Below are 17817 nucleotides of genomic sequence, written 5' to 3' on the forward strand. Positions count from 1 at the left end.
TTCCTTTAACTCACGGTTTGTTCTTTAGAGTCAGCAGAGGCTGATGATGGTTCAAGATCGGTCACGACAGGGATAAGTTCAAGCTGCCACTTCCAAGTATCTGGTGTTGTTTCAATTGGGATCATTTCAATACAGTCAGTAGGGCACGGTGCGACACACAGATCACAGCCAGTACATTCGCTTTTAATGACGGTGTGTAGCGCTTTTGTACCACCGACAATGGCATCGACAGGGCAGGCTTGGATGCATTTAGTACAGCCAATGCACATATCTTCATGAATAAAGGCGACAGTTTTAACCGCATCTTCTACGCCATTTGAATCGGTTGGAACGTCCACTCCCATCAAATTGGCTAATTTCTCAATACCTGCTTGTCCACCCGGAGGGCACTTCGTGATTTCATCACCGTTAGCAATCGCTTCAGCGTATGGACGACAACCGGGATAGCCACATTGACCACATTGGGTCTGCGGCAAAATATTATCAATTTGGTCAACAATAGGATCCGCTTCAACCTTAAAGCGAATCGAAGCAAATCCTAAAATTACGCCGAAAATAGCGGCGAGGGCGGCAATAGCGGCAACCGCAATCAAAATGGTAGTCATGGATTATTTCACCAAACCTGTGAAGCCCATAAAGGCCAGAGACATTAGCCCTGCGGTAATCATGGCAATAGAAGCACCTTTAAATGGCGCAGGGACATCCGCTGCGGCAATACGCTCACGCATCGAAGCAAACAAAATCAAAACAAGCGAGAAGCCTACCGCAGCACCGAAACCATAAATAATGGATTCAATAAAGTTATGGTTTTCATTGATATTAAGAAGCGCTACCCCTAATACCGCACAGTTAGTGGTGATCAGAGGTAAAAATATCCCAAGAAGACGATATAAAGTCGGGCTAGTTTTGTGTACCACCATTTCAGTGAACTGCACTACGAAAGCGATCACTAAGATAAAGCTCATGGTTTGTAGATATTCGATCCCTAGCGGTCGCAAAATATAAGTTTGCACTAGGTATGAACAGACGGATGCTAAGGTTAAAACGAAAGTCGTCGCAAGGCCCATGCCGATTGCGGTTTCAAGTTTTTTAGATACACCCATAAAAGGGCAAATACCGAGAAATTTAACCAGAACAAAGTTGTTGACCAGAACAGTGCCAACAAGCAACAGTAGATAGTCTGTCATATCGTCTCTTTGGGTTAATAATGATCCCAACATTATCGTCATTTGTGACGTTAATAACAACCTACAGGAAATAGGTATTTGAAGGTATTGAGTAATTAATGATGGAATGCATGAAAAATGAACGAAAAAAAGCCGCATTTTAGCGATGCGGCTTTTTAGAATTTGGCTCCCTGTGCTGGACTTGAACCAGCGACATACGGATTAACAGTCCGCCGTTCTACCAACTGAACTAACAGGGAAAAGTTATGGGCAGGATTTTAGCTATGGTGAATCAGACTGTCAACGCCAGAAAGCGACAAAAAAGTGAAAAATAATAGGTTTTTTCTCTTTACTTTTTTGTAAGCCTCGCCAGATAAGGCGGCTGTGTAGTTATCCACTAAATTTGTGGATAAGTGTGTTGATGAAACTTGAGCAAGTTTTTATGCTTAGAAACTAAAGGCGAGGAAATACGATTTTAATTATGTAATCTATTGTTTTAACTGGTTTTGTTATTTTGTTTTATTGAAAGAGGTTTGTGGGTAAAAAAGACAAATATTAATGGAAATGTAAAATCAACAACTTTTTGGGGAAAACCCGTGGATGAAAAGTAGGTAAAATGTTGGATGAGATTTTTCGCGGGATGAGAATACTACCAAACTGTAACAGGCTAAGCTAGAGTAAAGATGACTTTTTTCAGACCATATTTTAGTTAATAAAACTGCCACATAACCTACCGTGATTTAAAGCGTTAATAATAGGCTTGTGGTAAGGTCAACCAATCGAATAAACCGCCGAGAATTCTCCATTTAAGAGGCAAGTATGAGTAAGTTGTATCAACTGGTTTCCGATTATCAGCCAGCCGGCGATCAGCCAGAGGCGATTGCAAAGTTATCTGAAGGTTTGGAAGTAGGCTTAGCCCATCAAACATTATTAGGTGTAACTGGTTCGGGTAAAACATTTACCTTAGCCAATGTGATCGCTAAAGCGCAGCGTCCAACGATTTTACTTGCCCCAAATAAAACGCTTGCCGCGCAGTTATATGGAGAAATGAAAAGTTTTTTCCCCAATAATGCGGTCGAATATTTTGTCTCTTATTATGACTACTATCAGCCGGAAGCGTATGTGCCGACCACAGATACCTTTATTGAAAAGGATTCTTCGGTTAACGCCCACATCGAGCAAATGCGTTTATCTGCCACCAAATCTTTAATTGAACGTAAAGATGCGATTATCGTTGCCTCTGTGTCGGCGATTTACGGCTTAGGTGATCCGGATTCTTATCTAAAGATGATGCTGCATATTCGTCGCGGAGACATTTTAGAGCAGCGTGACATTATTCGTCGTTTAGCCGAGCTGCAATATAGCCGAAATGACATGGTCTTTGAGCGAGGGAATTTCCGAGTTCGGGGTGAAGTGATAGATGTGTTCCCAGCTGATTCTGAGCATGATGCCATTCGTCTGGAAATGTTCGATGAAGAAGTAGAATGCATTAGCGTTTTTGATCCGCTAACCGGCGCAATTAAACAGCGAGATATTGCTCGTGCCACTATTTACCCTAAAACCCACTACGTCACACCACGTGAACGCATTCTTGAAGCAATTGAAGATATCAAAGAAGAGTTGGTTGAAAGACAAAAGGTTCTACGAGAAAACAATAAGCTATTAGAAGATCAGCGCATCACGCAACGTACGCAGTTTGATATCGAAATGATGAATGAATTGGGTTTCTGCTCTGGTATCGAAAACTACTCACGTTATTTAAGTGGACGCAAAGAGGGTGAGCCACCACCGACGCTCTTTGATTATTTGCCTCATGATGGCCTGCTTATTATCGATGAATCCCACGTGACAGTGCCGCAAATTGGCGCGATGTATAAAGGTGACCGTTCGCGTAAGGAAACCTTAGTTGAGTTTGGTTTCCGTTTACCCTCGGCGTTAGATAACCGACCGTTGCGTTTTGAGGAATTTGAATCGCTCGCACCGCAGACCATTTACGTTTCAGCAACCCCAAGTGCGTATGAGTTGGATAAATCCGGTGGGGATGTGGCTGAACAAGTCGTGCGTCCAACTGGGTTACTCGATCCTGAAATTGAAGTCCGTCCGGTTGCCACGCAAGTTGATGATCTATTATCGGAGATTCGCTTACGAGTTTCAGTTAATGAGCGTGTGCTTGTGACTACTTTAACCAAGCGCATGGCGGAGGATTTAACGGAATATCTCACCGAGCATGATGTCAAAGTCCGTTATCTACACTCAGATATTGATACGGTTGAACGTGTTGAAATTATTCGAGACCTACGTTTAGGTGAGTTTGATGTGTTAGTGGGTATTAACTTACTTCGAGAAGGTTTGGATATGCCTGAAGTGTCTTTGGTGGCAATTCTAGATGCTGACAAAGAAGGCTTCTTACGTTCAGAGCGCTCATTGATTCAGACCATTGGCCGAGCGGCACGTAATGTTCAAGGTAAAGCGATTTTATATGGCGATAGCATTACCAAATCGATGCGTAAAGCGATAGACGAAACGGAACGTCGCCGCGCTAAGCAGCAGCAATATAATGAAGATATGGGGACGACTCCTCAAGCGCTTAAGAAAAGCATTCAAGACATTATGGAACTGGGTCATGTCGGTACACGCAAAGGTAAAAAAGACAGTAATGTGATTTCGCTATCTAAAGTCGCAGAGCAAGCGGCCGAATACCAAGCGTTAACCCCACAGCAGCTTGAGAAACAAATAAACCAGTTGGAAAGCGAAATGTACCAACACGCCCAAAATCTGGAGTTTGAACAAGCGGCACAAAAACGCGATGAGATTGAGAAGTTACGAGCGCAGTTTATTGTGAATAGTTAATCGTTTCTCGTAGCTTGGACGCTCCGCTTCTCGTTGCTCGATGTATTTGTCGAGTCACGAGAAACGAATTTCCGAGCAGTGTTGTTTATTGTAAATAGTTAAAAGCGATGATCGTTTCTTATCGCTTGGACGTTGTGTTTCTCATTGCTCGATGTATTTGTCTAGTCACGAGAAACGAATTTCCGAGCAGCGTTGTTTATTGTAAATAGTTAAAAGAGATAATCGTTTCTTGTCGCTTGGACGCTGTGATTTTCGTCTCGCGATGTATTTGTCGAGTCACGAGAAACGAGTTTCCGAGCAACGTTTGTTATTGCAAAATAATCTTCTCAATTTCTTGTTGAAGCTTTTTACGATCATGACGCCATTCATGGTTAGGTGAGGCGAGGTTAACTTCGATGCATTGATAATTTTGGTCGACGTTTTCAGAAAAATTTTCACCGAGTAATATATCGACTTTACGACCATCACAAGCACGCTGACACCATTTCAATTTTTCTTCTAGGTTCATCATTCCTGCTGGTCCAAATTCATTATCTAGGTTATCAACAAACACTAGCTTAGCTTGGGTGTTTTGGGCGATGGCTTTGCCAATATCAGGTAATAATAGTGGCGGCATAATGCTGGTTAAGAAACTGCCTGGGCCTAAGATAATGCAATCTGCCGATAAAATGGCATCAATGCCTTCTGCGGTTGCAGGCACTTCAGGCTCTACATATAAACGCTGTAGAGGCTCAGACATATCATCGACATTGGTTTCACCGCGAACCCATTTGCCGGTTTTTGACAATGCAGTCAGATCAGCAGGGTGCTCGGACATAGGTACAATATTGACTTCCACCTTCAACATGTCACAAATCAGGTGAATCGCGTCCAGTGGGCGAATTGAGAGGTTATCTAGCGCGGTGAGCATTAAATTGCCTAGATTATGGCCGTTCAATTCACCTGCACCACGAAAACGGTATTCAAACATCATCGAACTAATATTCGGCTCGGTAATCAGCTGATTGATGCAATTTCGGGTATCACCCCAAGCAATCCCGCCTTGGCATTGGCGAATACGTCCGGTAGAACCTCCGTTGTCAGTAGTGGCAACAATACCAGTGGCATTAGCACCAAAATCTTTTAGTGCGGCAAGCATACGGCCTAGGCCATGACCACCACCAATTGCGACGACTTTTTTGGTTTTATGAAAGGGCATAATTTGGATTCTCTGCTGAATTGACCTTTGAAGTAAGGTTAAATGACAATTCTTTGATATCAGTTAACTAAATATAACGACCTTATGCCTAAATGGGTATGGAAAAATCTCGTTTTGTTGCGTACCATTTAAAAACAGTGTTACTGATCTACTTATCAGTAATCACGTCATAACTCCGAGCGTTAATCACTAAGTTCATTATTCGTTGTATCAATGACTATTGGATAAGTTTTTAAAGCCAGTGACATACTGTCACCAGGGTTGGTTTAGAAATGAGCCTTCCTCCCGTATTTGGAAAGGTGTTTCGTGACTCAATTAGTTTCCCAATATATTCCTGATTTTTCGGGCGTATCCGATGTGGCATCTTCCACATCCACCACAGAAAATTCTCAATTTGTCGATCGTTTTTCGCGCAAGTTTTACTATTTGCGTCTGTCGATCACCGATGTGTGTAATTTTAAATGCACCTATTGCTTGCCAGATGGTTACCATCCAACCGGCAAGAAAAACTCGTCTTTTTTAAATCAAGCTGAAATTAAACGTATCGTTAATGCCTTTGCCGATTGTGGTACTACCAAAGTACGTATTACTGGTGGTGAGCCTACACTACGCAAAGATTTTAATGACATCGTTGCCTCCGTTGCACAAACCTCGGGCATTACTAAGGTTGCGACTACAACCAACGGTTACCGTATGGCTAAGCAAGTTGGCGATTGGAAAGAGGCTGGTTTAACGCATATTAATGTCAGTGTTGATAGCCTTGACCCTCGCTTGTTTCATCAAATTACCGGTGAGAACAAATTCCATGATGTGATGGCCGGTATCGACCGCGCATTTGAAGTCGGGTATCAGCAAGTCAAAGTAAACGTGGTGTTACTGAAGCAGTTTAACGGCCATGCGTTACCGAGCTTTTTAAACTGGATTAAAGACCGCCCAATTCAATTACGTTTTATCGAGTTAATGCAAACTGGTGAAATGGATGAATTATTTGAACAGCAACATCAATCGGGTGTCAGCATTCGTAATCATTTAATCGCAAATGGTTGGCTGCTGAAGGTGAAAGAAGCCAATGATGGGCCGGCGCAAGTGTTTGTGCATCCTGACTATCAAGGTGAAATTGGCCTGATCATGCCGTATGAAAAAGGCTTTTGTGAAACCTGTAATCGTCTGCGTGTCTCTGCGACAGGTAAACTGCATCTATGTTTATTTGGCGAAGAAGGCGTAGAGCTGCGTGACTTGTTGCAACAGGATGAGCAAGAAAAAGATCTTATCGCACGAATTCAAGGTGCGCTCGATACCAAGTCCGTTAGCCACTTCTTGCAAGAAGGCAAAACGGGTATGACGCCACACTTGGCTTCTATCGGCGGTTAATTCTCCCTTTTACATTTTGATTTTTTTGAGGTTATCAACATGGCACGTGTTGCTGCTGAGTTTAAACCTGCACGAATTGCAGTCCTGACCGTATCGGATTCTCGTACCCCTGAAAATGACACATCGGGCGATTATTTTGTTGAGCAACTTCAGCAAGTAGGGCACCAATTGGCTGAGCGTCAAATTGTCGCCGATAACAAATATCAAATTCGCGCCTTGGTTTCTCAATGGATTGCCGATGATGCTATTCAAGCGGTTTTAATTAGTGGTGGCACAGGTTTCACCGCAAAAAACTATACAACGGAAGCACTGCAACCTTTATTTGATAAGCAAGTAGAAGGTTTTGGTGAGATTTTTCGCATGCTGTCTTTTGAAGACATTGGTTCTTCGAGCCTACAATCTCGCGCAATCGCTGGAATGGCTAATCAAACGGTTATCTTCGCGATGCCAGGTTCGACCGGTGCATGTCGTCTAGGTTGGGAAAAGTTAATCAAGGAGCAGCTTGATGCCCGTCATCGCCCTTGTAATTTTATGCCTCATCTTTCCGCTTAAAAAATTCTAATAAGGAATGATATCCATGTCTCAATTTACTCATATTAATGCCTCTGGCGAAGCCAACATGGTCGATGTATCTGCTAAACAAGAAACGGTACGTGAAGCGCGTGCTGAAGCTTGGGTCACCATGTCGAAAGAAACATTAGATCTTATTGTGTCTGGTTCGCATCATAAAGGTGATGTATTTGCTACTGCGCGTATTGCAGGCATTCAAGCGGCCAAGAAAACATGGGATTTAATTCCACTTTGTCATCCTTTACTGCTTTCAAAAGTAGAAGTGCAGTTAGAAGCTAAGCCGGAAACTAATCAAGTTCGCATTGAATCTGTGTGTAAACTAGCTGGCAAAACGGGTGTTGAAATGGAAGCGCTAACCGCAGCGTCAGTGGCGGCGTTAACCATCTACGATATGTGTAAAGCCGTGCAAAAAGATATGGTGATTGGTCAAGTTCGTTTACTTGAAAAAACCGGCGGTAAGTCTGGCCATTTTGTTGCTAATTAATTTGTTGCTTATTAATAACTTTCGGAAGGTTGAACAATGATTAAAGTTTTATTTTTCGCTCAAACTCGTGAGCTAGTTGGTGTTGATTCAGTGACAGTAGAAGCCGATCAGATTACAGCAGAAGCGCTACGTCAGCAGCTATGCGACAAAGGTGAGCAATGGGCGCAAGCGCTACAATCTGGCAAATTGCTGGTGGCAGTCAACCAAGATATGGTGAAAATGGATACCGTGCTTAAATCTGGTGATGAGGTTGCCTTTTTCCCACCAGTAACAGGAGGCTAATATGTCTTCAGCGGGAATGGTTACAGAAATGGTTAGCGTACAGTTTGAAGACTTTGATGTCGGCGCGGAATATCAGCAACTTGCACAAGGTACGGATGCGGGCGCGGTAGTAACCTTTGTTGGTAAAGTGCGCGATATGAACCTTGGCGATTCCGTCACCGGGTTGAGCCTAGAGCATTATCCAGGAATGACTGAGCGTTCTTTAGTTCAGATTTGTGAACAAGCAAAATCACGTTGGCCGTTGCTGAATATTCGTGTGATCCATCGTGTTGGCGATTTAGATTTAGGCGATCAAATTGTATTCGTTGGTGTTTCAAGTGCCCATCGCAATGCGGCGTTTGAAGCTTGTGAGTTTGTTATGGACTACCTAAAAACCCAAGCGCCATTTTGGAAGAAAGAACGAACAGCGGAAAAAGTTCGCTGGGTAGAATCTCGTGATTCAGATGCCAAAGCAGCGGATCGCTGGAAATAAATATCAGCATTGAATAGCTTAATAAAGAAAGGCCAATGATTTTAAATTCATTGGCCTTTTTGCTGTTAATGGTTATGTAGATGAATCTTAGTTACAGTTTGCTGCACCTAAGTTTTTCCACACGCCCCATTCACCAGATTGAGATGGATCTTGTCCTTGAGTCCACCATTTGGCTTCATATAAGGTTCCACCTTGAGTGACTTGGTCGCCGCCAGTATAAACGGTTGCAGCATCCCATGCGTTGTCACAGGTATCGATAGTGCCTGACTTTTTCAGTACAACCACAGAGGCTGATGCTTCACTTGTCAATTCACCATCACTTACGGTTACCGTGAAGTTAAGCGTTGTATCTTGCTCATATTCAGCTGCAACAAAGCTAATGCTTGAACCTGAACCTGTTACGCCTGATGGCAGAGTCCAAGTGTAAGTTAGAGCATCGCCTTCCGCATCAGTTGAACCAGAAGCATCAATAGTGACTGCATCGCCAGCATTAACTTGAGCAGGAGCGCTTAAGTTAGCAACTGGTGCAGTATTTGTTGGTTCAACATCAACAGGGTTAACGGTAATGACCACATTATCGCTATCAGTTGCCCCTTCATTATCGGTGACAGTTAAAGAGAAGCCTAAAGTTTGGACTTCAGTCACTTCAGCAACATCAAAGCTAGTAGTTGCAGAGCTTGAGTTTTGAAGAGTAACGGATGGACCAGAAGTTTGCGTCCATTGATATGATGCAATGCTGCCATTGCGATCACTAGAAGCAGAACCATCTAATGTTACCGTAGCAGGGCCGACAACCGTTTGATTAGCGCCAGCAGTTGCTGTTGGTGCAGCATTAGTCGCTTCACCCGCTAGGCCTTCGTGCATTGCATTAAGGATATCACCGTTATCGGCATCAATTTCCCAAGAGAATAGACCCGCTAAGCCTAAGCCGCGAACATATTCACCTTTAGCGATAACAGAGCGAGGGCTATCATAAGTTACTAACTTACCATCTGAACGGTTCCAAACCCACGCGGCTTCAGCTTGTTCATCATAGCCAGTCTCAAAGCCATTGATGCCTTCACCGTTTGGACCGATCATCGTGCTCTTCACACCTTTATAATCAATAACACCCGCTTCCCAAACACCTTGTTCTTTCGTGCCGGTGAGTTTGCCGTTACCTGTACCCGTCATTGGGTCGCCTGCAACGGTTAAGCTTTCAGGCATTACACCATCCCAACCACGGCCATACATAGCAGCACCAACAACCAGTTTATTCGCCGGAACGCCTTGTTCTAGCAAAATTTTGATTGCGTTGTCTGTTGTATAAGCAGGGCCTTTGTATGGTTCGCCTTCTGCATCAATACCTGTGCCGTCACATTGGCCAGGGCGCATGAAACTACCACAGTAAAGGGCAGTTTGGTGACCAGGAACATTATTCCAACCGCCGTAGAAGTCATAAGTCATGGCAAAGATGTAATCCATGTACTGAGCCGCGTCAGCATAATCAACATCTTCAAGTTTGTCGTAACCAACACCAATTGCTGAAGTCAGTTCGTACTCTTTACCATTTTGAACTTCCAGTTCATCTAACATGGCGCGTAATTCACGCATTAAAGCAATATAAGCAGGGCCATCGTTCACCGGATCACCTAGGTCAGTCGCTTCACCGCCGCCACCTGGGAATTCCCAGTCAATATCTACACCATCAAAGAATTTCCAAGTCGTTAAGAACTCTTTAACCGATGCTACAAAGATGTCGCGTTTAGATTTATCAGTGAAGGAGAAAAATGGGTCAGAAAGCGTCCAACCACCGATAGATGGAACAATTTTTAGATCAGGATTACGCTGTTTAAGCGCCATCATCATGCCGAAGTTACCTTTGATAGGCGTATCGTACTCATGACCTGCTTGTTTGAAGCTTTTTTGGTATGCAGCCCACGGGTCATGAATAACTACGTTGTAATCAGGCACACCCTGACAAGCGGTTTGCAATGCGTTAAAGCTGTTACCACCCACTGATTTAAGCGATTCATTTGGTCCACAAACAGGAATGAAACCATAAAGAATATGAGTCAAATTATCCGCTGGAATGTTATCGACGGTGTAACCGCGGTCATAAATACCCCATTCAACAAAGTAAGTACCGACAACGGTATTTGGGTCGGTATTATAAGTTTTATTGTTCGGGTCTACATTCATGGTTAACGGTGCTAAGTGAGAACCGTCAGTATCAGCAATTGATAGTTCAACTGGCTGAGTTTTGCTACAACCTGTTGCATCACACGCTTCAATTTCCATTTGATATACACCGCCTTGGGCGTATTCAAATGAAGCCGTCGTTTTGCTGCCGCTAATCGGGCCGGTTGCGACTTTTTCACCATCAAAGTAAATGTTGTAAGTGTCGCCAGTTTCTCCGCTATATTGATTGAAAATAATATCGATTTGAGCATTTTCATGGTATTGAACCATGCTGTTGTAACCAGATGTGGTTTCCATTGCTAAATCAATTTTGGAGAATTTTAAATTTTTTGAACCGTACATATCTAAGCTTGGAGCAGTAGGAGCGGCCATTACTGACGCTGAACCTAACGCTAAAGCAATACTCACTGCGGTGAGATTGAAACGTTTCATAGTCATTTCTCTCTTTAGTCCTTTCTTAATGTGCTCACCTAAAAAAGATCAGGTGAAACCTGCACTTCACTTGTGCATCACTGGCAGTGTTGATGAGATAACGTGAGTCAACAAAGAACAAAAAGACAATTTTGAATCGATATACAATTAATAATTCGCGTTATGAAATATCTTTCAAGCAAACTCTCTTTGAAGTCTCTATTTGATAAAACTTGTCAAAAATAGGCTTGAAAGTAATAAAAATTGAGCTACGTAAAACAGGAAGTAAAAGATTGAAATTCATATAGGTAGAGTGAATTTAACTATGCAATCGATTTCATTTGGATATACATACTGTTAATAGGGAAAAGTGTAATCTATGTTACGTTTTTATAATTTTGTTGTGGTGGATCCCAGAAAATATTGATAGCTTATCCCGCTCTATATATCGCTATAACTGTACTGGTTAGAGTAAAAATCGCGCAAAGCATTAAAAACTAGTGAAGACTACTAATTGACCAGTGTTGGATAGTTATAATCGATATAAAGATGTCACGGATGCATTAATATAAAAAATTGGAGTTTACCCATATGCGTAAAAATAAAATCACTCAAGTGATCTTACTTGGTGCCGGTCTTGCTTTCGGTGCTGTTTCTCTTTCTGCTTCTGCTGCTCAAGTACCAGCAGGCGTTAAATTAGCGGAAAAACAAGAATTGGTGAAAGGCAACGGTGCAGAAGTTGCTTCTATCGATCCACAGAAAACAGAAGGCGTGCCTGAATCCAATGTGATTCGTGATTTATTTGAAGGCCTAGTTAACCAAGACGCAGACGGTAACGTTGTTCCTGGTGTGGCTGAAAGCTGGGAAACTCAAGACAACAAAACCTTTATCTTCCACCTACGTAAAGATGCAAAATGGTCAAATGGCGATCCTGTAACGGCTGATGACTTCGTCTTTACTTTCCAACGCGCCGTTGATCCTGCTACTGCATCGCCATACGCATGGTATTTAGAAATGACTACCATGAAAAATGCCGCGCAAATCATTTCTGGTAAAGCTGATAAATCAACTCTTGGCGTGAAAGCAATTGATGCAAATACGCTTGAAGTGAGCCTTGAATCTGCAGTGCCTTATTTTGTGAAAATGATGGGTCACACCACAGTTAAACCAGTGAATAAAAAAGTACTGGGGAAGTGGGGCGATCAGTGGACGAAACCTGAACATTTCGTCAGTAACGGTGCTTATGTACTGGATAGTTGGGTACTGAATGAGCGCATGGTGCTAGTGCGTAATAAGAATTACTGGGATAATGACAGTACTGTTATCAATCAAGTGACTTATCTACCAATCGAAAGCCAAAATGCTGAAATGAATCGCTTCTTAGCGGGCGAACTTGATATGACGGATGAGTTGCCAAATGAGCAATTTAAGCGTCTACAAAAAGAGCACCCTGAAGATGTGAAAGTCGTGGGTAACTTGTGTTCATACTACTACGGCTTCAATAACTCTAAACCACCATTTGATGACGTACGTGTTCGTCAAGCGCTGTCTTATACGATCGACCGTGATGTGATGACTCGTATCCTACTTGGTCAAGGTCAAAAACCTGCTTATTTCTTAACGCCTGAAATTACCGCTGATTTCCACCCAACAATGCCTGAATATGGTACTTGGACGCAGAAAGAGCGTAATGAAAAAGCGAAACAATTATTAGAAGAAGCGGGTTATAACAAATCGAACCCACTTAAATTTAACTTGTTGTACAACACTGATGATAATCACAAGAAGAACGCCGTTGCGATTGCTTCTATGTGGAAGAAATCTTTAGGCTTTGTTGATGTCACTTTAGAAAACCAAGAGTGGAAAACTTACCTCGATACGCGTCGTCAGGGTAACTTTGACGTAACTCGTGCGGGTTGGTGTGGTGACTATAACGAAGCTTCTGCGTTCTTGTCTCTAATGCAGTCTAACAACAGCTCGAATGACCCTCGCTACCATAGCAAAGAATATGATGCGGTAATGGAAAAAGCACTTAACTCGACAAGTGACGAAGAGCGTGCTGATTTGTATGCGGAAGCAGAGAAACTATTGGCTCGTGATATGCCAATTGCACCAATCTTCCAATACGTGAAAGCTCGTTTAGTGTCTCCACTAGTCGGTGGTTTCCCTATGAATAATGCGGAAGATAAAATTTATACTAAAGATCTGTATAAAATCGCTAAGTAATTATTGCTAAAGATTAGGTTCTGTATGGAGACATGCAGAACCTATTTTCGTTTTTGGTCATTACAAAGTGTTAAAACTATCAATAATGTTTAAGAACGGCTGACGAATCGAGTATTAAAGGGAAGTAGTTATTTGTGTTTTATTTATACAAGTAACTAGTCATTTCTAAAGGAACTTAATATTAATATCACAATATCTATGGATTTAGTCGCTAATTAGTAGATTATTCTGTTGGATGTTGATAATGTTTAGTTTAAGAAATAGAGCGAAAAGTCAAGGCGTATGGAATGCGCTTAAAATGGCTTTTTGCAGTAAAAAATAAGCTATTTCTCATCATACGGGGCATGGAGTCGAAGTATGTATTTGAATAGAAATAAAAACAAAATAAGCGTACTAGTGATTGATTTCACGACGACTATTTTGATAAGTGAAAGAGTCCAACTTCATCACTTTGCTTCTTTTTTATCAAAGCTGTACTTACCTTCCTTAATACTCCGCAATGATTCGTTTACCAATTGGTTAAGTAGAAACCCTGTGACACAAAGTCGAATTTATGACGGTGGCACAAACATAATAAAAATAATATACAAGGATGCTCATTGATAATGGGCAAGCTATTTATTAGTCACAACTGGAAGTTTTACTATGTTTAAATTCATTTTTAAAAGGCTTATCGAAGCGATACCGACCTTATTGGTATTGATCACGGTGTCTTTCTTCCTGATGCGCTTTGCACCAGGTAACCCGTTCTCAAGTGAACGCCCGTTACCTCCTGAGGTCATGGCCAATATCAATGCTAAATATGGGCTCGATCAGCCGGTATTAGTGCAATACACCACTTATTTGACCAACATTCTGCAAGGTGACTTTGGTCCATCATTTAAGTATCAAGATTACACCGTAAATGAATTGGTTTACGCCGCTTTGCCGGTATCTGCCAAAGTTGGCTTTTTTGCCTTCGTGTTTACTGTGATTATGGGGGTAGGGGTCGGAACCATTGCGGCGCTGCGGCAAAATACCTGGGTAGACTACACCATTATGTCGACCGCTATGCTCGGGGTCGTTATGCCCTCATTCGTATTAGCACCCGTTTTGATTTATATATTCTCGATTAACCTAGGCTGGTTCCCCGCTGGTGGTTGGAAAGACGGTGGCTTCCAGTATTTATTCTTACCTATGGTGGGTATGTCTCTGCTTTATGTAGCGACGTTTGCCCGTATTACTCGTGGCAGCATGATTGAAACCTTGAACAGTAACTTCATTCGTACTGCGCGTGCAAAAGGTTTGAGCTACAAATACATTATTTTTAAACATGCGTTAAAACCTGCATTACTTCCTGTTGTGTCATACATGGGCCCAGCGTTTGTCGGCATCATTACTGGCTCTGTGGTTATCGAAACTATTTTCGGTTTGCCGGGCATAGGTAAATTGTTCGTTAACGCCGCCTTTAACCGTGATTACTCACTAGTAATGGGAATTACCATTCTGATTGGTTTCCTCTTCATTCTTTTCAATGCCGTTGTCGATGTACTACTGGCTTACATTGATCCGAAAATTCGTTATTAATCAGGGACTGACGCTATGTTAACTAAAAAAGAAAATTTAGAAGCGATCGAAAAGTTCTCTGAGAACTTAGAAATTGAAGGTCGTAGCCTTTGGCAAGATGCTCGTATTCGCTTTATGCGCAACAAAGCCGCAATGGTGAGCTTGGTGATTTTGGTGCTGATTACCTTATCGGTGATTTTCCTACCCATGTTTGCCCAGTTTGCTTATGACGATACCGATTGGTACTCACTACAAGCCGCGCCTTCTGCTGAACACTTATTTGGCACCGATAGCCTAGGCCGAGATTTATATGTGCGTACCTTAATGGGTGGCCGAATCTCTCTGATGGTTGGGGTACTAGGTGCCTTTGTTGCGGTATTAATCGGTACTTTATACGGCGCAGCCTCTGGCTTTATCGGCGGTAAAGTCGATCGTATCATGATGCGTATTTTGGAAATCTTATACGCAGTACCTTTCATGTTCCTAGTGATTGTACTAGTGACTTTCTTCGGTCGTAATATCATTTTGATCTTCGTTGCGATAGGGGCAATAGCCTGGCTGGATATGGCGCGGATTGTACGTGGCCAAACACTCAGTCTACGTAATAAAGAGTTTATCGAAGCGGCGCACGTTTGTGGCGTAAGCAACTGGAAAATCATTACTCGTCACATTGTGCCAAACGTATTGGGTATTGTTGCGGTTTATTCAACGTTACTCGTACCAAGCATGATTCTGACCGAGTCTTTCTTATCTTTCCTAGGTCTAGGGGTGCAAGAACCAATGACCAGCTGGGGGGCATTACTGCAAGAAGGCGCACAAACCATGGAGATTGCGATCTGGCAATTAGGTTTCCCTGCCGCGTTCATGGTGGTTACGCTGTTCTGCTTTAACTATGTCGGCGATGGTCTGCGCGATGCGTTAGATCCAAAAGATCGTTAATTGCTGCCTAAGCCAAATAGAATTTAAGGAAAGATAATGAGTAATTTATTAGATGTACAAGATTTAAGGGTTGAGTTTAAAACCCAAGACGGCATGGTGACCGCGGTTAACGATTTAAGTTTTTCCATCAAGCAAGGTGAAACCCTTGGTATTGTAGGTGAGTCTGGTTCTGGTAAATCCCAAACCGTGTTTGCCATCATGGGCTTGCTGGCGAAAAACGGTGTGATCAGTGGAAGTGCCAAATTTGAAGGCAAAGAAATTTTAAACTTGCCAGAAAAAGAGCTTAACAAGATTCGCGCAGAACAAATTGCGATGATTTTCCAAGATCCTATGACCTCATTGAACCCATATATGAAGGTCAGCGATCAGCTAATGGAAGTATTAATGTTGCACAAAGGCATGGGTAAAACCGAAGCATTTGAAGAATCGGTACGCATGCTTGAGGCGGTGAAAATTCCAGAAGCTCGTAAGCGTATTAATATGTACCCGCATGAGTTCTCTGGTGGTATGCGTCAGCGTGTGATGATCGCGATGGCACTGCTTTGTCGTCCTAAGCTACTGATTGCCGATGAACCGACTACTGCACTAGATGTAACGGTTCAAGCGCAAATCATGGACTTGTTGAATGAGCTTAAAGACGAATTTAACACCGCGATTATTATGATCACCCATGACCTAGGTGTTGTTGCCGGCTCTTGTGACAAAGTGCTGGTGATGTATGCCGGACGTACCATGGAGTACGGTACGGTCGATGAAATTTTCTACAAACCAAGCCACCCATACAGCGAAGGCTTACTACGTGCCATTCCTCGTCTTGATACCGAAGGCGAAGAGTTGCCAACCATTCCAGGTAACCCACCGAACTTGCTACGTTTGCCAACTGGTTGTCCGTATCAAGAACGTTGTCACCGTGTTACCGATCGTTGTCGTCAAGAAGCACCACAGCTTTTACCATTTGGTGAAGACCGTTTCCGTGCTTGTTTTTCTGAATGGGAGACTTGGAAGTCATGAGCATTACAAATGAAGTAAAAACAGAACAACCAAGCATTGTTGAGCCTAAAGCCAAAATTGAAAAAGTGGCATTAGCGGATAAAAACTTATTGCTGGATATTAAAAACTTAAAAGTTCACTTTAATATTGCCTCGAAATCCGCATGGCCTTGGTCAAAACCGGCTAAATTAAAAGCGGTTGATGGCGTCAATGCTCGTTTATATGAAGGTGAGACTCTGGGCGTAGTCGGTGAGTCTGGCTGTGGTAAATCAACCTTTGCTCGCGCGATTATTGGTTTAGTGGAAGCGACTGAAGGCGAAGTAATGTGGTTAGGCCAAGACTTAACGCGCATGCAAGCGGTTCAAAAGCGTGAAAAGCGCAAAGAAATTCAGATGATTTTCCAAGATCCGCTGGCGTCGCTTAACCCACGCATGACCGTTGGTGACATCATTGCTGAGCCGCTTGTGACGTTTTATCCAAAGCTATCTAGGGCTGAAGTGAAAGCCAAAGTAAAAGCCATGATGGATAAAGTTGGGCTGTTACCGAACGTGATTAACCGTTACCCACATGAGTTTTCAGGTGGTCAGTGTCAGCGTATTGGTATCGCTCGTGCGTTGATTTTGAATCCTAAGATGATCATTTGTGATGAACCGGTATCAGCCCTAGATGTATCGATTCAGGCGCAGGTAGTGAACCTACTAAAAGAACTACAGCGTGAACTAGGCTTGAGTTTAGTGTTTATTGCCCACGACTTATCAGTGGTAAAACACATCTCAGACCGTGTATTGGTAATGTACCTAGGTAATGCGGTAGAGCTCGGCGAGGCAGATGCATTATTTGCAAATCCGAAACACCCATACACCAAAGCCTTGATGTCAGCGGTGCCGATTCCAGATCCGAAGAAAGAACGCGCCAAAGTCATTCAGATGCTAGAAGGGGATTTACCATCGCCGATCAACCCACCATCAGGTTGTGTGTTTAGGACTCGCTGTCCAATCGCTACTGCACAATGTGCGGAGCAAAAACCACAAATCAAAGGTACTGATGTTCACGCGGTATCGTGTTTGCTGGTGGATTAATCCGGTCTGAAAATTAATTGAATGAAAGCAGTGCTGAAAGGTGCTGCTTTTTT

At 42.8% G+C, this 17817-nt stretch carries 15 protein-coding genes, 1 tRNA gene and 1 riboswitch; of the genes, 11 read left to right on the forward strand and 5 right to left on the reverse strand.

The features are described from left to right. Nucleotides 1-5: 5 nt before the first annotated feature. The 3 genes from rsxB to L3V25_RS11130 all read right to left on the reverse strand — a co-directional run bounded on the left by rsxB (nt 6) and on the right by L3V25_RS11130 (nt 1426). Nucleotides 6-605 (reverse strand): electron transport complex subunit RsxB, encoded by a 600-nt coding sequence (gene rsxB, locus L3V25_RS11120; RefSeq protein WP_237295427.1) that lies wholly within the window; start codon nt 603-605, stop codon nt 6-8. Between the two features lie 3 nt (nt 606-608). Continuing rightward, on the reverse strand, nt 609-1187 hold the full coding sequence (gene rsxA / locus L3V25_RS11125) for an electron transport complex subunit RsxA (RefSeq protein ID WP_027697352.1): 579 nt from the start codon (nt 1185-1187) through the stop codon (nt 609-611). Between the two features lie 163 nt (nt 1188-1350). Continuing rightward, nucleotides 1351-1426: transfer RNA gene (locus tag L3V25_RS11130), tRNA-Asn, on the reverse strand. A gap of 559 nt (nt 1427-1985) precedes the next feature. Between L3V25_RS11130 and uvrB the strand changes: the two genes are divergently transcribed. Then, a complete protein-coding gene (gene uvrB / locus L3V25_RS11135) occupies nt 1986-4016 on the forward strand; it encodes an excinuclease ABC subunit UvrB (RefSeq protein WP_237295428.1) in 2031 nt (676 codons plus the stop codon). Nucleotides 4017-4323: 307 nt separating this feature from the next. Here the strand turns inward: uvrB and yvcK are convergent, their stop codons facing one another. Beyond that, the gene (gene yvcK / locus L3V25_RS11140; protein ID WP_237295429.1) at nt 4324-5214 is read right to left on the reverse strand and encodes a uridine diphosphate-N-acetylglucosamine-binding protein YvcK; all 891 of its coding nucleotides are present in this window, start codon (nt 5212-5214) and stop codon (nt 4324-4326) included. Nucleotides 5215-5375: 161 nt separating this feature from the next. Continuing rightward, nucleotides 5376-5532: riboswitch (molybdenum cofactor riboswitch) on the forward strand. A gap of 39 nt (nt 5533-5571) precedes the next feature. Between yvcK and moaA the strand changes: the two genes are divergently transcribed. Genes moaA through moaE form a run of 5 tightly spaced genes read left to right on the forward strand, consistent with a single transcriptional unit; the run spans nt 5572 to nt 8393 of the window. Then, nucleotides 5572-6585: a GTP 3',8-cyclase MoaA gene (gene moaA / locus L3V25_RS11145; protein WP_237295954.1), complete on the forward strand. Its 1014-nt coding sequence runs from the start codon at nt 5572-5574 to the stop codon at nt 6583-6585. 39 nt (nt 6586-6624) lie between these two features. After that, the gene (gene moaB, locus L3V25_RS11150; RefSeq protein ID WP_237295430.1) at nt 6625-7137 is read left to right on the forward strand and encodes a molybdenum cofactor biosynthesis protein B; all 513 of its coding nucleotides are present in this window, start codon (nt 6625-6627) and stop codon (nt 7135-7137) included. Between the two features lie 25 nt (nt 7138-7162). Further along, a complete protein-coding gene (gene moaC / locus L3V25_RS11155; RefSeq protein WP_089122646.1) occupies nt 7163-7639 on the forward strand; it encodes a cyclic pyranopterin monophosphate synthase MoaC in 477 nt (158 codons plus the stop codon). A gap of 36 nt (nt 7640-7675) precedes the next feature. Then, nucleotides 7676-7921, forward strand: a complete 246-nt coding sequence (gene moaD / locus L3V25_RS11160; RefSeq protein WP_237295431.1) for a molybdopterin synthase sulfur carrier subunit — start codon at nt 7676-7678, stop codon at nt 7919-7921. Nucleotides 7922-7937: 16 nt separating this feature from the next. Next, nucleotides 7938-8393 carry a molybdopterin synthase catalytic subunit MoaE gene (gene moaE / locus L3V25_RS11165; protein WP_237295956.1) on the forward strand — a complete coding sequence of 152 codons (456 nt, stop codon included), beginning with the start codon at nt 7938-7940 and terminating at the stop codon, nt 8391-8393. Nucleotides 8394-8480: 87 nt separating this feature from the next. Here moaE and L3V25_RS11170 read toward each other — a convergent pair whose 3' ends face one another. Then, a complete protein-coding gene (locus L3V25_RS11170; protein ID WP_237295958.1) occupies nt 8481-11006 on the reverse strand; it encodes a glycosyl hydrolase family 18 protein in 2526 nt (841 codons plus the stop codon). Nucleotides 11007-11576: 570 nt separating this feature from the next. On the opposite strand from L3V25_RS11170, the gene L3V25_RS11175 reads away from it, so the two are divergent. The 5 genes from L3V25_RS11175 (at nt 11577) to oppF (ending at nt 17764) form a co-directional block, all read left to right on the forward strand. After that, nucleotides 11577-13211, forward strand: a complete 1635-nt coding sequence (locus L3V25_RS11175) for an ABC transporter substrate-binding protein (protein WP_237295432.1) — start codon at nt 11577-11579, stop codon at nt 13209-13211. 645 nt (nt 13212-13856) lie between these two features. Then, nucleotides 13857-14777 (forward strand): oligopeptide ABC transporter permease OppB, encoded by a 921-nt coding sequence (gene oppB, locus L3V25_RS11180; RefSeq protein WP_027697341.1) that lies wholly within the window; start codon nt 13857-13859, stop codon nt 14775-14777. A gap of 15 nt (nt 14778-14792) precedes the next feature. Next, entirely contained in the window at nt 14793-15695 is a 903-nt protein-coding gene (gene oppC, locus L3V25_RS11185) for an oligopeptide ABC transporter permease OppC (RefSeq protein WP_089122650.1), read from the forward strand. Nucleotides 15696-15731: 36 nt separating this feature from the next. Continuing rightward, a complete protein-coding gene (locus L3V25_RS11190; RefSeq protein ID WP_027697339.1) occupies nt 15732-16706 on the forward strand; it encodes an ABC transporter ATP-binding protein in 975 nt (324 codons plus the stop codon). Beyond that, complete coding sequence (gene oppF / locus L3V25_RS11195) at nt 16703-17764, forward strand: murein tripeptide/oligopeptide ABC transporter ATP binding protein OppF (RefSeq protein ID WP_267135482.1); 1062 nt, start codon at nt 16703-16705, stop codon at nt 17762-17764. Before L3V25_RS11190 ends, oppF begins: the two co-directional genes overlap by 4 nt. Nucleotides 17765-17817 lie beyond the last annotated feature (53 nt).

The organism is Vibrio sp. CK2-1, assembly GCF_021726515.1.
Classification (GTDB): Bacteria; Pseudomonadota; Gammaproteobacteria; order Enterobacterales; family Vibrionaceae; genus Vibrio.

Bases quoted from the DNA above. Each gene is read 5' to 3' on its own strand.
- rsxB (WP_237295427.1), bottom strand. From the start codon at position 605: ATGACTACCATTTTGATTGCGGTTGCCGCTATTGCCGCCCTCGCCGCT.
- rsxA (WP_027697352.1), bottom strand. From the start codon at position 1,187: ATGACAGACTATCTACTGTTGCTTGTTGGCACTGTTCTGGTCAACAAC.
- uvrB (WP_237295428.1), top strand. From the start codon at position 1,986: ATGAGTAAGTTGTATCAACTGGTTTCCGATTATCAGCCAGCCGGCGAT.
- yvcK (WP_237295429.1), bottom strand. From the start codon at position 5,214: ATGCCCTTTCATAAAACCAAAAAAGTCGTCGCAATTGGTGGTGGTCAT.
- moaB (WP_237295430.1), top strand. From the start codon at position 6,625: ATGGCACGTGTTGCTGCTGAGTTTAAACCTGCACGAATTGCAGTCCTG.
- moaC (WP_089122646.1), top strand. From the start codon at position 7,163: ATGTCTCAATTTACTCATATTAATGCCTCTGGCGAAGCCAACATGGTC.
- moaD (WP_237295431.1), top strand. From the start codon at position 7,676: ATGATTAAAGTTTTATTTTTCGCTCAAACTCGTGAGCTAGTTGGTGTT.
- moaE (WP_237295956.1), top strand. From the start codon at position 7,938: ATGGTTACAGAAATGGTTAGCGTACAGTTTGAAGACTTTGATGTCGGC.
- L3V25_RS11170 (WP_237295958.1), bottom strand. From the start codon at position 11,006: ATGAAACGTTTCAATCTCACCGCAGTGAGTATTGCTTTAGCGTTAGGT.
- L3V25_RS11175 (WP_237295432.1), top strand. From the start codon at position 11,577: ATGCGTAAAAATAAAATCACTCAAGTGATCTTACTTGGTGCCGGTCTT.
- oppB (WP_027697341.1), top strand. From the start codon at position 13,857: ATGTTTAAATTCATTTTTAAAAGGCTTATCGAAGCGATACCGACCTTA.
- oppC (WP_089122650.1), top strand. From the start codon at position 14,793: ATGTTAACTAAAAAAGAAAATTTAGAAGCGATCGAAAAGTTCTCTGAG.
- L3V25_RS11190 (WP_027697339.1), top strand. From the start codon at position 15,732: ATGAGTAATTTATTAGATGTACAAGATTTAAGGGTTGAGTTTAAAACC.
- oppF (WP_267135482.1), top strand. From the start codon at position 16,703: ATGAGCATTACAAATGAAGTAAAAACAGAACAACCAAGCATTGTTGAG.